The organism is Halosimplex pelagicum (assembly GCF_013415905.1).
In the GTDB taxonomy this organism is placed as follows: Archaea; Halobacteriota; Halobacteria; order Halobacteriales; family Haloarculaceae; genus Halosimplex; species Halosimplex pelagicum.
On the sequence record NZ_CP058909.1, the window covers coordinates 3942093 to 3957240 of the forward strand.

Sequence of the window (15148 nt, forward strand, 5' to 3'; positions counted from 1 at the left end):
GTCAGGCGCGCATCGCGGGCGTGCGCTCGTCGACCGGGTCCGTCTCGTCGACGAACTCCTTGACGATCTTCTCCTCGGCGCGGTGGAGCGTCTCGCTGCAGGTCGACTTGGCGATGTCGGACTCGTCGGCCAGCTCGGTGAGCGTACACTCCCGGGGCGTGTCGTAGTACCCCTCCTCGACCGCGGTCTGGACGAGCCGGAGCTGTTTCGGGGTGAGCAGTTGCTCGGTCTCCATCTCCTGGCGGACGGCCATGACCTCGAACTCGATGCCGAACTGCCGGAGCTGGTCGCCCAGCGTCGACAGCCGGTCCCGGGGCGCCGTGACCTCCCACTCGACGCTCCCGTCGACGACGGAGAAGGGGAGTTCCAGCGGCGTCCCGGCGTTGCGCACCGGCAGCAGGAGGACCGGGTTGGAGGTCTCGAACTGCACCAGCGCCGTCTCCGCCGTCCGCTGGAGGAAGTCCGTGTTCGTCACCTCGTCGTAGTCGTCCATCGTCAGCAGGACCTCCTCGACGGCGTCCGCGGTTATCTCCGCCAGCGCGACGCCGCCCTCCCCCTTCGGGAAGACCGTCAGGATCTCGAACTGCGCGTCCGGGTACTCGCGCGACAACTCGCCGATCCACACCGAGTCCGGCACGGTGATCTCAAGGTTGGCCCGCGGCATGTGTGATCCTTACGAGCCGCGAGGACTATCAGTGTTCCCGAACATGTTCGCCCAGGCTCGTCCGAGTCCGTCCGGTGAGCCGAACGATGTTCGGGAAGCGGCGCGACAACCGGTGGGGACTGCCCGCTCCGGCAGGGGTTTGGGGCTCGTCGCGGTACACGGTCGCATGCGACTCGGTGGCCCGGTCTTCGCCGACTACGAGACCCCGGAGGAGTGGATCGACGCGCTGGACGACCTCGGATACACCGCCGCGTACTGCCCCGTCGACACGGACGCCGACCCCGAGACTGTCCGCGCCTATCGCGAGGCGGCCACCGACGCCGACGTGGTGATCGCCGAGGTCGGCGCCTGGGGTGTGAATCCGGTCGGTCCGGACGCCGACGAGCGGGAAGCGGCGATCGCCCACTGCGCCCGACATCTCGAACTAGCCGACGCGGTCGGCGCCAACTGCGCGGTCAACGTCGCCGGCTCCCGCGGTGACTCCTGGGCCGGCCCCCACCCCGACAACTTCGACGCGGACACCTTCGGTCTGGTCGTCGAGTCGGTGCGGGAGATACTCGACCGCGCGGGCCCCGACGCCGCGAGCTACGCCCTCGAAGCGATGCCGGCGATGGTACCCGACTCCGTCGAGAGCTACCGCCGCCTGCTCGACGCGGTCGACCGCGACGCGTTCGCCGTCCACTTCGATCCGGTGAACCTCGTCGCCTCGCCCCGCAGGTACGCCGACACGGCGACCCTGATCGAGCGGTTCGTCGACGAGTTCGGGGACCAGATCCAGTGCGTCCACCTCAAGGACGTGGCGATGGGGAGCGACCCGCTCGTCCACCTCTCGGAGGTGCCACCCGGCGAGGGGAACCTCGACTACCGCGCCCTGCTGCGGGCGCTCGACGGCCTCGACGACGATCTCCCGATCATGCTCGAACACCTCGACGGCCCCGACGAGTACGAGCGGGCGGCCGAGCACGTGGGGGACGTGTCCGACGAGGTCGGCGTCTCGGCCTGAGGCCGAGGCCGCCCGCCGCGGGGGCCGTAGCCGTCGGCTTCGCTCACTCCTCGCGTTCGGTAGCAGGCTGGAACGCCCGCTCGCTCGCGTCGTTGAGCAGTTCCCAGTACCGCAGCAGGGTCGCGGCGTGGCCCTCGTCGGGACCGGCGCGGCGGACGGTCGCCTTGAACGCCTCGTGGACGGCCGCGTTGATCGGCAGCGCGGTCCCGTTCGCCCGGGCGACCTCGCGGGCGTACCCGAGGTCCTTGTGCCAGATCGCCAGCCCGCCCAGCCCCTCGATGTCCTGGGCGAACTCGCGGTCGAGGAGTCGTTCGGACACGTCCATGCCGAAGAAGTCGCGGAGGTGCGCGGGGTCGACGCCGTTGTCCCGCGTGAACTCGACGATCTCGGCGTCCAGCGCGTTCCGCCCCGCGTAGCGCATCTGTAAGGCGAGTTTCAGGACCGTCGCCTCCCCGGCCGCGCCGACGTGGAGGTGGTCGTCGCTCAGGGCCTCGACCAGGTCGCGGGCCGCGTCGTAGGCCTCGTCGGTCCCGCCGACCATCATGTGCGCGCCGTCCCGGGGCGCCGCCCGGGTGATCGGCGCCTCGACGAAGGCGGCGCCGCGCTCCTCGCACCAGGCCTCGCACTCACGGGAGGTGTCCGGGCGGGTCGTCGTCGCGTCGACGACCGTTTGGCCTGCCGAGAGCGCGCCGAGCACGCCATCCTCGCTCTCCATCACCGCCTCGACCTCCGGCGTCCCAGGGAGCGCCAGGACGACGAACTCCGAGCGCCGGGTCGCGTCCGCGGGGCTCTCGGCCGCGACCGCACCGCGCTCGGTCGCGGCGTCGACCTGCGAGTCGTCCACGTCGTAGGCGACCGTGTCGTACTCGGTGTCGGCCAGCCGGTCGAGAAACGTCTTCCCGATGTAGCCGACGCCGATCACTCCGACCGTGGGCATGTGACCACGGACGGCCACCGAGCGGATAAACGTTCGACTCGGCGGCCGCTACTCCGACCGCTGGGCGTCGAGGGTCGCCACGGCGGCCAGATTCACGATGTCTTTCACCTCGTCGTCGCGCTGGAGGACGTGGACGGGGTCGGCCATCCCCGCCAGCATCGGGCCGACGGCCTCCGCACCGCCGAGTCGCTGGAGGAGCTTGTAGACGATATTGCCCGCTTCGAGGTTCGGGAGCACCAGCACGTTCGCCGGCTCGTCGATCTCGGCGAACTCGTAGTCGCCGACGAGCAGGTCCTCGACGACGGCGGTGTCGGCCTGCATCTCGCCGTCGACCGGGAAGTCCACGGCGGGGTCCTCGCGGAGCCGCTCGGCCGCCCCTCTGGGCTTGCGGGTGCCCTCGTTGTCGACGCTCCCGAAGTCCGAGTACGACAAAAGCGCCGCCCGCGGCTCCACGTCGAACCGTCGAGCGACCCCCGCGGCGTGGCGCGTCACCCCCGCCAGCGTCGCCTCGTCGGGGTCCTGATTGACCGTCGCGTCCGCGACGAACACGACGCGGTTCTCGAAGGAAAGCATGTACACCCCGGCGGCGTGGTCGACGCCGTCCTCCGTGCCGATAACCCGCAGCGGCGGGCGCAACGCGGAGGGGTAGTGGTGGGTGAGTCCGGTCAGCATCGCGTCGGCGTCGCCGCGCTCAACCATCACCGAGGCGAAGTGGTCGCCGTCGCGGACCGTCTCCGCGGCCTCCCGGCGCGTCATGCCCTTCCGCTGGCGCAGCTCGTACAGCCGGTCGGCGTACTCGTCGCACTCGCCCGTCGCCGGGTCGACGACCTCGGGGTCGAAATCCAGGTTCAACCCGTCGACTTTCCGCTCGATGGTCGTCCGGTTGCCGATCAGCACCGGCTCGGCGATCCCCTCCTCGGTCATCTGGTGGGCGGCGCGGATGATCTTCTCGTTGGCCCCCTCCGCCAGTGCGAGGCGCTTGGGGTCGCTCTTGGCCTTGTTCAGGACGATACGCATCATCTCGCGGGACTTGCCCAGGCGCGCCTCCAGCCGCTCGACGTAGGCGTCTGGGTCGAGAGCGTCGCGCGCGGCGCCCGACTCGACGGCCGCCTCGGCGACGGCGGGCGCCACCTCGAACAGCACCCGCGTGTCCAGCGGTTTCGGGATGATGTACTCGGGGCCAAACTGGAGCGGCTGGTCGCCGTAGGCCCGCCGGACGGCGTCCGGCACGTCCCGTTTCGCCAGGTCGGCCAGCGCCTCCGCCGCCGCGACCTTCATCGCCTCGTTGATCTCCGTCGCCCGCACGTCTAAGGCCCCGCGGAACAGGAACGGGAACCCCAGCACGTTGTTCACCTGGTTCGGGTAGTCCGACCGCCCGGTCGCCATGATAACGGTGTCGTCGCGGGCGGCTTTCGCTTCCTCGTAGCCGATCTCCGGGTCGGGGTTGGCCATCGCGAAGATGATGGGGTCGTCGGCCATCGACCGGACCATCTCCGCGTCGACGATCCCGCCCGCCGACAGCCCGACGAGCATGTCCGCTCCCGCCATCGCGTCGGCCAGGTCGCCCTCCGGCACGTCGCTGGCGAACTCGCGGTTGTACTCGTTGAGGTCGCCCGCCTCGGCCCGCTCGGCCGTGAGGATCCCGTCGATGTCGACCATCGTGATGTTCTCACGGCGGACCCCCAGCGAGACGTAGAACTTCGCCGTCGCGATGGCCGCCGCCCCCGCCCCGGCGAAGGTGACCTCCAGCGACTCCAGGTCCTTCCCGCCGATCTCCGCGGCGTTGAGCAGGGCGGCGCCGGAGATGATGGCGGTCCCGTGCTGGTCGTCGTGGAACACGGGGATGTCCATCCGCTCGCGCAACCGTTCCTCGATGACGAAGCACTTCGGCGCCGCGATGTCCTCCAGATTGATCCCGCCGAACGTCGACTCCATCCCCGCAACCGCGTCGACGAAGTCGTCGGGGTCGGTGTGGTCGACCTCGATGTCGAACACGTCGATGTCGGCGAAGCGCTTGAACAGCACTCCCTTCCCCTCCATGACCGGCTTGGAGGCCTGGGGCCCGATATCGCCCAGTCCCAGTACCGCCGACCCGTCGGAGACGACGCCGACGAGGTTCCCCTTCGACGTGTACTCGTAGGCCGCTTCTGGGTCCTCGTCGATGGCCCGGCACGGCCCCGCGACCCCCGGCGAGTACGCCAGACTGAGGTCCCGCTGCGTGCTCGTCGACTTCGTCGTCCGGATCTCGATCTTCCCGGGCGGGTCCGCCCGGTGGTACTCCAGCGAGTCGTCTTCGAGTGTCATACGCCCCCTTCCCGACTGAGTCAGTAAAGCTATGTGATGCACGCAATTCCGGCGAACGACCCGAACGGCCCCCGTCGTCGAGACCTGGTCGGTGCGAACCGAGCGGAGCGACCGCTGTCGGGAAGGGAAACAGCGGCGAGAACTGTCCGTCGGATGCTCCCGGCGAGACTTGAGCGGGATGGCTAACTAGTACCGACCCGCTTCCGAATCACGATGCCTTCCGACTACTGTCCGCCGAGAAATCCCGCCCCGTTCGTGGGCGGAAATCACACCGATTCTACGCGCTTGATCGCTGAATCGATATCGTATTCACACGGTAGAGGGTAACAGTTGATCCGTCGCTATCGACGCTGGAGTGTCCTCCCTGTAATGACCGGTAACGACCACCCCTCCGAAGTAGACCAGTCGGCGGACCGAGCTACGGATGACCCGGGCGCGTCGGTGGACGCCGCTGCGAACGAAGTGGTGTTCGATCGCGCCGGGATACGCGACGGCTTCCTGACCTGTGTGCCGATCGCGCTCGGTGTCGCCGGGTACGGGATCGCCTTCGGCGTCCTCGCCGACCGGGCCGGGCTGACCGTCGTGGAGGCGGCCCTGATGAGTGCGACGGTCCTGGCAGGCGCCTCCCAGATCATCGCCGTCGAGCTGTGGTCCGATCCGATCCCGGTCGCGACCGTCGTGCTCGCGGTCTTCGCGGTGAACCTCCGGTACTCGCTGATGGGCGCGGCGTTGCGGCCGTGGTTCCGGTACCTGTCCGGGACGCGGGCGTACCTCAGTCTGTTCTTCATGGCCGACGAGAACTGGGCGCTGACGATGCGCGAGTTCACGTCCGGGAGCCAGCGGGGTGCGTTCCTGCTCGGAAGCGGCCTCGCCATCTGGGTGTTCTGGGTCGCCTCGTCTGTCGTCGGCGTCGCCGTCGGCGGCGTGATAGACGACCCCGCTACCTTCGGGCTGGACTTCGTCCTCGTCGCGACGTTCGTCGCGCTCGCGGTGGAACTCTGGGACGGGTCGTCGACGGCCGTCCCGTGGGCCGTCGCGCTGGTGACGGCGCTGGCGACCTCGCAGTTGCTGTCCGGCCAGTGGCACGTCATCGCCGGCGGGCTCGCCGCCGCTGTCGTCGAGGTGGCTCGCTATGAGTGACGCGTTCGCCCTCGATCCGACAGTCGTCGGTGTCATCGCGGGGATGGCGTTCGTCACCTACCTCACCAAGGCCAGCGGACTGTGGCTGCTGACGCACGTGGGGATCAGCGAGCGAGCCGAGGCCGCCCTCGAAGTGCTTCCGGGAGCCATCGTGGTCGCCGTTATCGGACCGGAACTGGCCGCCGGTGGTCCCCCGGAGTGGCTCGCCGGCGGCGTCGTCGCCATCGTCGCCTGGCGGACGGAGAACATCTTCCTCGCGCTGGTCGCCGGCGTCGGCGCCGTCGTCGCGTTTCGCACTGTTTTGTGACGTGACCGCGACGTCGATCGAGACCGACGGGCCAGTCAGCGCCAGCCGGGGACCGGCGTACGCGTACCACCCAGTGGTACTACCGTGTAGAAACCTTCATACGGCGCGTGTTCCGAAGCGGTGGTATGCAAACGCCGACGGGTAGCGGGGAGCCGACATCGGCCGGCCGGGTGAAGTCGTTCGTCTCGAACATGGGGCCGTCGTGGGTCGCCGGCGCGATCGCCGCGGGCCCGGCGACGATGGGATCGCTCATTACCGCCGGTGGCGGCTTCGGATACGAGCTGTTCTGGATCGTCGTCCTCTCGGCCGTCGCCGGGGCGTTCGCCCAGTATCTCGCGATGCGCCTCGGACTGCTCACCGAACGCGGTATCGTCGGCGTGGTCACGGACCAGCTCGGAGACACCTGGGCCTGGCTGCTCGTCCTCGACGTGGTGGTCGCGGCCGGGGCCGCACAGCTGTTGATCATGAAGACCGTCGCCGGCGTCTCGGCGACCGTGACCGGCGTCGACAGTCGTATCTGGGGCGTCGTATGGGCGGGTGTCCTCGCGGTCGGGCTCGCCACTCGGGGGTACCGGTTCCTCGAAGTCGCCGCCAAAGTCCTCGTCAGCGGCGTCGTCGTCGCGTTCGTCGCGTCGCTGTTCGTCGTCCCGATCGATCCGACCGCAGCGGTCAGCGGACTCGTTCCCTCGCTCCCGTCCGGAAGCGCACTGGTCGCGGCGGGAATCCTCGGCGGTGCCGTCCACATCACTCTGATTACGATGCATTCCTACACGATGCGAGCACGCGGGTGGACCGCCGCCGACTCCGATCTCGCGACGTTCGACGTGGTCGCGTCGATGCTGGTCGCGTTCGGGACCTACAGCGTCGCGATCTACCTCGTCACGGCGAGTGTCCTCACCTCCGGCGACCTCTCGACCGTGGAAGCGGCACAGGCGCTGGGGCCGCTCGCGGGCCCGTTCGCGAAGTCACTCTTCCTCGTCGGCCTCCTGGGCGCAGCGGTCTCGACGCTCGGCGCGAACACGATCGTCCCGCCGTTCCTCCTCGCGGACAAACTCGGCTGGGGAACGACCGTCGAGGACGAGCGATACCGCGGGCTCCTCGTCGTCGCCGCGCTCCTCTCGGCTCCGGGCGCGTTCATCGGCGGCCCAGTCCTGAGTCAGCTAGCGCTCGTGCTCGCGATCGGGACCGTCGGAACGCCGTTCGCGATCGCGGTCGTGCTGTATCTGCTCAACTCCTCGGCGGTCCCCGAATCGAACTCGTCGCTCGCGAATCTCGCCGGGCTCGCCCTGCTACTCGTCTCCGGAACGCTCGCGGCGAACTTCGTCAGGGAGCAGGTCGCCGCGGGGATCGGCTTGCTGTCGGGGGCGATCCTCCTCTTCGCCGTCGTGCTGGGACTGGGGACGCTCGGGGTGTTCGGGAAGTTCGTCCGCGGGGAGGGCGCGCTCGCGTGACTGAACTGGGCTTTCCGCTCGACGGATCGACGCTGATCGTCGGCCCCTCCCAGGCCGGCAAAACGCGACTCACCGCCCGCGCCATGGAGGCCTGGATCGACCGTGAGGGAGGGTCAGACGTCGTCCTCCTCGAATTCGGCCCGGAGTACGACCGCGACGGGACCGTCCTCGGTCGAAGGCTCGAACGGTATACGGATATCCCGACGGCCGTCTGGGTCGGGAAAGTCGACGCGCACGCGCCCCGGGCCGAAAGCGAGAGTGAAGCGGAATTACGCGAGCTCGCCGGGGAAAATGCGATGGCGGTAGCCGACCGGCTCGCGGACGCGCCGGCTACTCCCGCTGCCGTCTTCGTGAACGACGCCACGATCGGATACCAGCACGCGCCCGAGGAGGTCGAACGGCTGCTCGACTACTGCGCCACCGCCGAAACGGCCGTCCTCAACGCGTTCGAGAGCGACGAACTCGGGACGCACGACCCGGTCTCCGTTCGAGAACGCGACGTCGTCCAGCGACTGCGGACGTGGGCCGACCGAACGATTACGCTCGGTGACTGACGACACACGGAAACAGCCGTCTCCGCCCGGGATTGACTGGTGGTCACCCGGCGCCGCGAGACCGAAGTTCCCAATCGCAGGACTGCGTCGGGGTCGCCGGTTCAACTGGTTCGGTTTGCGCTGGGACGTGACCACTGTTTCTCACATCTCACGGGCGAAAACTACCGGCAGGAAGGGGGATTGGGATGCTCCGTCAGGGATTCGAACCCTGGTCCTTGCCGTGAGAGGCCACCCCCCTCTGCACGGAGGTGGCCCCTCTGTGGCTTGTTTTCCCTCTCGATGATCCGGGATTCAGCCTGTGCCAAGTGAGTATTGAGTCCGATGTCCCATAAATTCCCGGTAGATTGCCCTTCAGACATCATCGATTCAGACGATAATTTCGGAGAGCATCCCAACGAAAGCAGCCTTCCGACCCTACCCACTCACGCTCAGACGGCCACTCAGTATCCGTCCAGTCTCGCATAGATAGTTCTTCGGGGCACTGCCATCGCCACTCGAATAATTTGGCGGAGCTAAATTATTTGAACTGCGCGCTGCAAGAGTGGACACAGATGACCGAATCGGACCTGGAATCGTGGACGGAGAGTATGAGCGGGCGCGAACGCGTTCGGCACGTGGTGGAGGTGCTCGACGAGCCAACGCCGGTACAGGATATCGCGGATCGGGCGGATGTCTCGCGCGCGACAGCCGACGACGAGCTCCAGCGATTACGGAGTGACGACTGGGTCACTGAGACGACCGTCGATGGAACGAAAGCTTACGACTTGAATCCCGTGCGGATGCTCTTCGACGAAGTAACTGACCTGATCGAGAGCCATTCACGTGACGAACTGGAGGGCCAGCTCACGGAGCTGAAGGAGGAACAGGAGGAGTTGGCTACTGAGTACAACGTCGGTTCGCTCGATGAGTTCCGAGAACAGCTCGTCGACGAGGAACTCTCGGCAGAGGAGACCCGTGAGCGTCGCAACGCGATCGCCACGTGGGAAGCGATCAACACGGAACTCGGGCTGGTCAAGCACGCCCTCCAGCTGTACGATGATGTCATTGAACTCTCGTCACCACGGACTGACTCTCCCTCGTCGCTCGCCTGATGGTTGTGTTCCTCGCTAACCGGGCGAACTTGCAGCACAAGCGCCTTCACGACCGCATCCAGCATCGACTCAGCGGTGAGTTCGAGAACGTTCGACGGCGGCGTGCCGAACCGCGCGAAGCGGGCCCGTACCGAGTCGTCGCCGATGTGAACCCGCGACAGTTTCTGGAAGACGACGAGTACCCGGTGACGACTGCGCGGGTCGAGATCGGGTTCCAACTACAGACCGGGGCACCGCACGAGCACTACTGGTTCAACTGGATCGAACCAGAGCGTAGTCTGCTGGTCGGGTGGCATCAGGACGATACACACGACGACCTCGGGCCGGTTCACCTGCAAGTGAACGACGGAGCAACACCTGTCGAGCATCAACGGGCACGGTTTGTCGATTCACACCCGCTTGACGTTGTGGAACAGCGAGGCAACTCGCTTCGCGATCTCGTCTTCGCCGTCGAGTGGGAGCAAGGACGCCCCGTCGGACTCGATCCGGTGTCTCAGTAAGGTCCGATCGGCTGGATCTAACGCTACGCTTTCGGACTCGGACTTGGTAGTGGCACCTGACAGATGGACTCTCCGACGCAAGAGGAGATACGGTCTCTCTGTACTGACCAGTCCTTCGAGCGGGGGCGAGATTACTATCGTCAAGGTCGTGTTCGGGAACTGGATATCGACGACGACGAAATCACCGCGACCGTCCGAGGTTCCGACTATTACGACGTGGCCATCGAGATCGGGACCGGTTCCATCCGTACCCGCTGTAGCTGCCCGTACGACTACGCGGGAGATTGCAAGCACATCGTTGCTGTCTTGCTGGCCGTCGATGACCGTAATACCGAGGTGACCAGCGACGCTGAGGATGCAGACGAGGCTCTATCGGACGTCACGGATATCGACGCGCTGGTCGAACGAACGGCCGCTGCAGACCTCCGAACGTTTCTGCTCGACATCATCGAAGACAACCGCGATGTCCGTGACCGTTTCGTCGCGTTCACGGGCGGAGACACAGGCAAGACCGTCTACGACTACAAGCAGGAGATCGACCGGCTGTTCGAGGACGCGACCGGCAGCCGAGGAATAGTCGAATACGACACGCACATCGACTTCTCGCAGTACTACGACCTCGCGGAGACACATCGAAAGCGCGACCACATCGACGCGGCGACGGATATCTACCAAGCGATTGCGGAGACGATCCGTGAGAACCTGAACCGCGTCGACGACAGCGGCGGCTATTACGGTACCGAACTGGAGAGAGCTATCGAATCGTATGCAGAGACTGTCGTAGAACGGAATCTCGACCACGAGCAAAAACAGCCGTACATCGAGTATCTGTGTCAGGAGTTCATCGAAGCGGACCACGGGGTGGCCAGTGACTACTACGACGACGCGCTGCGAACACTCTGTACGGCGACTGCCGACCTCGAATACTGGCTGGAGTTGTTGAATTCCCGTGTGTCGAGTCCCGCTCTCGACACAGTGACATCGGGAGAGCAGATGCCCGCACATGACGAGTACATGGCAGACCATGCCGCAAAGCGCCACGGTGAGCGAGCAGCTGATTTCCTCTATACCTCTGATTTCACCGAGGGACCGCTCACTACCGACGATTTCACCGGTGGGACGCTCGACATTGAACATCCGGCAGTCGGGCCACTGAAACTGGAGTACTTCGTCGGTGACGCGTTCGAATCACTTCGCGTGGACGACCCGACCACTATCGAGGAACACACCGTAGATATCGAACCGACCGAGTCACATGCCGACGAGGCTGAGATATCCTCGTCACTTCGCACGCAGCGCGTTCTCTCCACGTATATTTATCTCCTCAACGAACTCGGTGAGACAGAAGCAGTTGCATCCCTGTATGAAGAGGTCTATCTCGAAAGCCCCCGTTTCTGTAAAGAGTACGCCGAGCGGCTGAGAGACGATGGGAACGAGGAACGGGCAATCGAAGTCATCGAAGACGGTATCGATACCTTCGACTCAACGCGCGATCTTCGTTGGCTCGCTGCCGACCTCTACGAGGATCGGAACCCGGAGAGATATCGTGCCACGCTGAAAGAATTGTTTCTCAACCACACCCAGTGGGCAGCCTACGACGATCTGAAAGACAGCTGTGACAGCCGGGAATGGCAATCGCTCTGGGAAGAGTTCCAACAGCAGTTTGCGGACGACCGCCAGCAGCGTATCGCGCTGTACGTCCACGATGGCGACCTCGAAGAAGCGTTTAGGGAACTGAAAGACAGTGACGACTTGTCCGTACTGAAACGATATCGAGACACAGTCGCAAGGGTTGATCCGGAGGAGTACTTCGAACGGTATCGAGAACTGCTTGTCCCATTTGCAGCTGGTGACACGGGCCGACGCCACTATCGAGAGGTTGCTGACCACTTGAGAGAGATGCAGGGACTAGTTCCCGACGAACGATTCGAGGAGTTCGTCGACTTTCTGAAGGACAAACACTCGAACCGACCGGCGTTTATCGACGAACTAGAGAACGCCGGGTTCTGATCGTGGTCCAGGCGTAGTATCACGCTGCTCGCCTACTCTCCGTCTAGGAGTCGCGCTCCAATCCTCGGAGGAAGCCCAGCTGCCTCTACGCGGGAAATCACTGAATCGATGTCGTACTCCACGCGATGGAGGGAAACAGTTGGTTCGTCAGTATCGAGGACCGCGTACGCTGCCCGCGGGTCTTTGTCTCGGGGCTGACCGACGCTTCCAGGGTTAAAGATGAGTCGGTTGTCGATGGTGGCTTCGTGCTGAATATGCGTGTGACCGATTATCGCCCCTTCGTAGTCGTCCAAGTATGGTCGAAGCTCAGGGAATTCCGCAGGCCAGACGTATTCATCCTGATGTTCGGGGTGGTCGTGGACCAGGAGAAACTGATCGTCCCCGATGGTGGTCTTGCGTGGCAGTGTATCGAGCCACGCAAGTTGTTCGTCTGAGAGTTGGTCTTTCGCATGCTCGAGCCCCCGTTGAGCCATGTCGTTGTGACTGTACCGCTCGGGCGTGTGGACAATTCTATCATGATTCCCTTTGACCGTCACCGACGCAACTTCGCGGATTCGATTCACGCATTCCGCCGGCCAGGGGTTGTACCCGACAACATCGCCGGCACACACGATTTTCTCGACATCAGACATATCCGTGAGCACGGCTTCGAGCGCAGGGAGATTCCCGTGGACATCCGAGATGATCCCGATTCGCATACACGTGCTATTGGTTCAGCAAGCATTGATTTACCGCATGACTTGACGAAACGCCAGATGGGTCACGGAGAGCAGAGGGGATTCGTGTACTGTCTTGAATCGATCTGAGTCGATGCGTGAAAACTCGATCGAGGTGCAGAAGTCATGATGATCGCCCACAAAGCCTATTGATGAGATTGTGCTCATAATTCACCAACTGATGAGCCAGCACGAAGTGGAGGTAATCGGGCAGTACGACCCGGAACTGAAAGCCTTGATAAGAGAGGTTAGAAGGAATCAGAGTTACTTCAACAACCTCGACGAATCCTCCGAGAGCCACGTAGAACAGATATCACAGATGGAGGAAGACCCGATACTGTCTCTCGTGGAAGACAAAACTCACTCAGACCAGTCTTCCAAGAGACCCTCTAACTCCAACTGAGATTACCATTCGTCGGGATGAAGAGGTTGTGTTCTCATAGTGGAGTCATCAATGAGCACGACTTGTGGCCCACTGGAGCTACTGGACGATGTTTGACCGGGTCCCGACTGTCGAAACGACTGCGACAGTCTGTCCCGAATGCGGGGCGCGAACCCCTGCAGGCTATCACGACAGTGACCGGTGTAACGGACTTGTCCTCGAAGTCGATGGAGCACTCACCTGTATCGAGTGCGGCGTCAGCATCAAACGGTCCACCGCGTGTCCACAGTGTGGAACCTCTCTCGACAGTGGAACCCTTCCAGCTGTCGTCTCCCTTCGGGATCAAGTCGCCAGAACGGATATCGAGGCAAGCCTCACTCGGCGCTTGCGCAGCAGCACAGCGGCCCCTGTGGAAAGCGATAGGGCGCTCTCAGCGATAGCCAAGTCACATGCGGACAGCACCGTCGAGAGCGATTACTTCGGTTCGGAGTCCTGCGTTCCGAGCCTCTCTGAAGAGCTGGACCGTCAATCACTCGCAACCGGCGGGTATCAGCTGTCTACGTTTGAGGGGTACCCTGCTGGGCAGACAGCCGATGCCATTGCGAACGAATTATACGACGAGTTTCTCTCGGATTTTCTTGCTCGGCAGACGGACTTCACTCACATCGGTGTCGGAGCGCGTTGGAATCCGCATGGAGGCGTCCATGCCAGCGTCATCGCCGCTACGCGATTTGCACAACTCCCCGGTGATATCACACCATCACGTCTGGAAAGAGAGATCCATACCGCGACAAATAATCGCCGAACGAAGCACGGATATGGTCAACTTTCGTACGATACACACCTCGCCAGCATCGCGGCAACCCATAGTCGAGCGATGGCGTCGGGGAATTTCTTCGCACACGAGGCACCCGATGGAACGACCACGGCCGACCGGTATCAAGAAGTCAATTATAGCGGGGACCGAGCGGCAGAGAACATCGCAAAACAGTACGCTACGATCTCCGCTGACACGGAGTCCATTGCTACTGACATCGTCGACGGTTGGATGAACTCCCAGGGCCATCGAGAAAACATCCTCAAGGGTGGATTTGCGAACGAAGGGATCGGTGTGTATCAAGCGGGCGACGGCGCACTTTTCGTAACCCAGAATTTCAGCTGAGAGTGATGCTCACTCGAATCCATAGCCGCCCGAGAAATTGTTGTATTCCAAACTACCTTAGTTCCACCAACTGGGGCGCACAGTTATTGCTTCACTCCAGCGCCGTAGAGGAGAGATCACACTGTTCTTTCCGATTTCAGTCCGTTCATCTGAGATTGCAAAACGTAGACATCTTTGAGACGGATGTTCCGGGTTTTACTCTCCGATGAGCGTCGTTGTAGTGTTGGATGAGATCGATCTGGACTCGATAACATTTACGCAGACAAGTTATATTCACCCACACTACTATATTTATCTGAACATTACCTGGGTGTATGAGAGATACCAATCTGGGGGATGAACCAGAACCTGTCACAGAATTTCTAGATGAATACAATGTGGTTCAGAAGTTCGAAACCGGGATTGGCCGAGTACATGTACAAGCCTTAGGGATGAAAATCCATCCGCTTGAACACGGTCGTGGAAGTTATGAATTTGATGTGCTGGACGGAATGGATGGTCAAGCAGTAGCGTTCTACCCACCTGATGTCGAATTTTCAGCAGTCTTGCTATTTCAAACCGGGTGGGGATATTACTGCTGTCAAAGTCCTCAGGACGTGAATGAGGTAGAGAGATGGTTTGAGGCGGAGTTAGAAAAAGAAGCCAAGGCTGAAGACAGTCTAATTAACCTTCCAGATTTAGATTTCCAGTAGCAATTTCTATCCCGGTCGGACGTTTGATCCACTTAGATACGAAGACAACCTTCGATCACTCAACGTTGAATATCTTGTCCATAGCGTCACAATCAGATCTCGTTGAATCAGGGCTCAATTCACTTCATCCCTGATAATTTGTTCAGTTGTCCAGGTCGATTTCCCTGATACTGCCTCCCAAGTCGTAACAAAGCCTTTACCAGATGAACCAGAAGGTGTGCTGTCAACAAGGAAT

At 63.0% G+C, this 15148-nt stretch carries 15 protein-coding genes; 11 read left to right on the plus strand and 4 right to left on the minus strand.

Annotated elements, in window-relative coordinates; translation table 11 throughout:
• Position 1: 1 nt before the first annotated feature.
• Positions 2-664 (minus strand): helix-turn-helix domain-containing protein, encoded by a 663-nt coding sequence (locus tag HZS54_RS19850; RefSeq protein WP_179918787.1) that lies wholly within the window; start codon positions 662-664, stop codon positions 2-4.
• Between the two features lie 166 nt (positions 665-830).
• Between HZS54_RS19850 and HZS54_RS19855 the strand changes: the two genes are divergently transcribed.
• Positions 831-1667 (plus strand): sugar phosphate isomerase/epimerase family protein, encoded by an 837-nt coding sequence (locus tag HZS54_RS19855; protein ID WP_179918788.1) that lies wholly within the window; start codon positions 831-833, stop codon positions 1665-1667.
• 43 nt (positions 1668-1710) lie between these two features.
• Here the strand turns inward: HZS54_RS19855 and HZS54_RS19860 are convergent, their stop codons facing one another.
• Together HZS54_RS19860 and HZS54_RS19865 are read right to left on the minus strand one after the other, a co-directional pair.
• A complete protein-coding gene (locus HZS54_RS19860) occupies positions 1711-2604 on the minus strand; it encodes an NAD(P)-dependent oxidoreductase (RefSeq protein WP_179918789.1) in 894 nt (297 codons plus the stop codon).
• A gap of 48 nt (positions 2605-2652) precedes the next feature.
• Positions 2653-4908: an NADP-dependent malic enzyme gene (locus HZS54_RS19865; RefSeq protein ID WP_179918790.1), complete on the minus strand. Its 2256-nt coding sequence runs from the start codon at positions 4906-4908 to the stop codon at positions 2653-2655.
• A gap of 369 nt (positions 4909-5277) precedes the next feature.
• Between HZS54_RS19865 and HZS54_RS19870 the strand changes: the two genes are divergently transcribed.
• The 7 genes from HZS54_RS19870 (at position 5278) to HZS54_RS19900 (ending at position 11961) form a co-directional block, all read left to right on the plus strand.
• A complete protein-coding gene (locus HZS54_RS19870; RefSeq protein ID WP_179918791.1) occupies positions 5278-6048 on the plus strand; it encodes an AzlC family ABC transporter permease in 771 nt (256 codons plus the stop codon).
• Positions 6041-6355, plus strand: coding sequence for an AzlD family protein (locus tag HZS54_RS19875; RefSeq protein WP_179918792.1), 315 nt, complete (start codon positions 6041-6043; stop codon positions 6353-6355). Before HZS54_RS19870 ends, HZS54_RS19875 begins: the two co-directional genes overlap by 8 nt.
• Positions 6356-6480: 125 nt before the next feature.
• Positions 6481-7806, plus strand: a complete 1326-nt coding sequence (locus tag HZS54_RS19880; RefSeq protein ID WP_218927087.1) for an NRAMP family divalent metal transporter — start codon at positions 6481-6483, stop codon at positions 7804-7806.
• On the plus strand, positions 7803-8360 hold the full coding sequence (locus HZS54_RS19885; protein ID WP_179918793.1) for a hypothetical protein: 558 nt from the start codon (positions 7803-7805) through the stop codon (positions 8358-8360). Before HZS54_RS19880 ends, HZS54_RS19885 begins: the two co-directional genes overlap by 4 nt.
• 551 nt (positions 8361-8911) lie before the next feature.
• Positions 8912-9451 (plus strand): DUF7342 family protein, encoded by a 540-nt coding sequence (locus HZS54_RS19890; protein WP_246391702.1) that lies wholly within the window; start codon positions 8912-8914, stop codon positions 9449-9451.
• A complete protein-coding gene (locus tag HZS54_RS19895) occupies positions 9451-9951 on the plus strand; it encodes a hypothetical protein (RefSeq protein ID WP_179918794.1) in 501 nt (166 codons plus the stop codon). The genes HZS54_RS19890 and HZS54_RS19895 overlap by 1 nt, the downstream gene beginning before the upstream one ends.
• Before the next feature lie 63 nt (positions 9952-10014).
• Entirely contained in the window at positions 10015-11961 is a 1947-nt protein-coding gene (locus tag HZS54_RS19900; protein WP_179918795.1) for an SWIM zinc finger family protein, read from the plus strand.
• Positions 11962-11993: 32 nt separating this feature from the next.
• Here HZS54_RS19900 and HZS54_RS19905 read toward each other — a convergent pair whose 3' ends face one another.
• A complete protein-coding gene (locus HZS54_RS19905) occupies positions 11994-12659 on the minus strand; it encodes a metallophosphoesterase family protein (protein WP_179918796.1) in 666 nt (221 codons plus the stop codon).
• 199 nt (positions 12660-12858) lie between these two features.
• On the opposite strand from HZS54_RS19905, the gene HZS54_RS19910 reads away from it, so the two are divergent.
• From HZS54_RS19910 to HZS54_RS19920, 3 genes are all read left to right on the plus strand, one after another.
• A complete protein-coding gene (locus HZS54_RS19910; protein ID WP_179918797.1) occupies positions 12859-13080 on the plus strand; it encodes a hypothetical protein in 222 nt (73 codons plus the stop codon).
• A 388-nt stretch (positions 13081-13468) separates the two neighbouring features.
• Positions 13469-14221 (plus strand): CAP domain-containing protein, encoded by a 753-nt coding sequence (locus HZS54_RS19915; protein ID WP_179918798.1) that lies wholly within the window; start codon positions 13469-13471, stop codon positions 14219-14221.
• A 314-nt stretch (positions 14222-14535) separates the two neighbouring features.
• A complete protein-coding gene (locus HZS54_RS19920; protein ID WP_179918799.1) occupies positions 14536-14913 on the plus strand; it encodes a hypothetical protein in 378 nt (125 codons plus the stop codon).
• The last annotated feature ends 235 nt before the right edge of the window (positions 14914-15148 follow it).

Bases quoted from the DNA above. Each gene is read 5' to 3' on its own strand.
- HZS54_RS19920 (WP_179918799.1), top strand. From the start codon at position 14,536: ATGAGAGATACCAATCTGGGGGATGAACCAGAACCTGTCACAGAATTT.
- HZS54_RS19860 (WP_179918789.1), bottom strand. From the start codon at position 2,604: ATGCCCACGGTCGGAGTGATCGGCGTCGGCTACATCGGGAAGACGTTT.
- HZS54_RS19900 (WP_179918795.1), top strand. From the start codon at position 10,015: ATGGACTCTCCGACGCAAGAGGAGATACGGTCTCTCTGTACTGACCAG.
- HZS54_RS19865 (WP_179918790.1), bottom strand. From the start codon at position 4,908: ATGACACTCGAAGACGACTCGCTGGAGTACCACCGGGCGGACCCGCCC.
- HZS54_RS19890 (WP_246391702.1), top strand. From the start codon at position 8,912: ATGACCGAATCGGACCTGGAATCGTGGACGGAGAGTATGAGCGGGCGC.
- HZS54_RS19855 (WP_179918788.1), top strand. From the start codon at position 831: ATGCGACTCGGTGGCCCGGTCTTCGCCGACTACGAGACCCCGGAGGAG.
- HZS54_RS19910 (WP_179918797.1), top strand. From the start codon at position 12,859: ATGAGCCAGCACGAAGTGGAGGTAATCGGGCAGTACGACCCGGAACTG.
- HZS54_RS19895 (WP_179918794.1), top strand. From the start codon at position 9,451: ATGGTTGTGTTCCTCGCTAACCGGGCGAACTTGCAGCACAAGCGCCTT.
- HZS54_RS19870 (WP_179918791.1), top strand. From the start codon at position 5,278: ATGACCGGTAACGACCACCCCTCCGAAGTAGACCAGTCGGCGGACCGA.
- HZS54_RS19905 (WP_179918796.1), bottom strand. From the start codon at position 12,659: ATGCGAATCGGGATCATCTCGGATGTCCACGGGAATCTCCCTGCGCTC.
- HZS54_RS19875 (WP_179918792.1), top strand. From the start codon at position 6,041: ATGAGTGACGCGTTCGCCCTCGATCCGACAGTCGTCGGTGTCATCGCG.
- HZS54_RS19880 (WP_218927087.1), top strand. From the start codon at position 6,481: ATGCAAACGCCGACGGGTAGCGGGGAGCCGACATCGGCCGGCCGGGTG.
- HZS54_RS19850 (WP_179918787.1), bottom strand. From the start codon at position 664: ATGCCGCGGGCCAACCTTGAGATCACCGTGCCGGACTCGGTGTGGATC.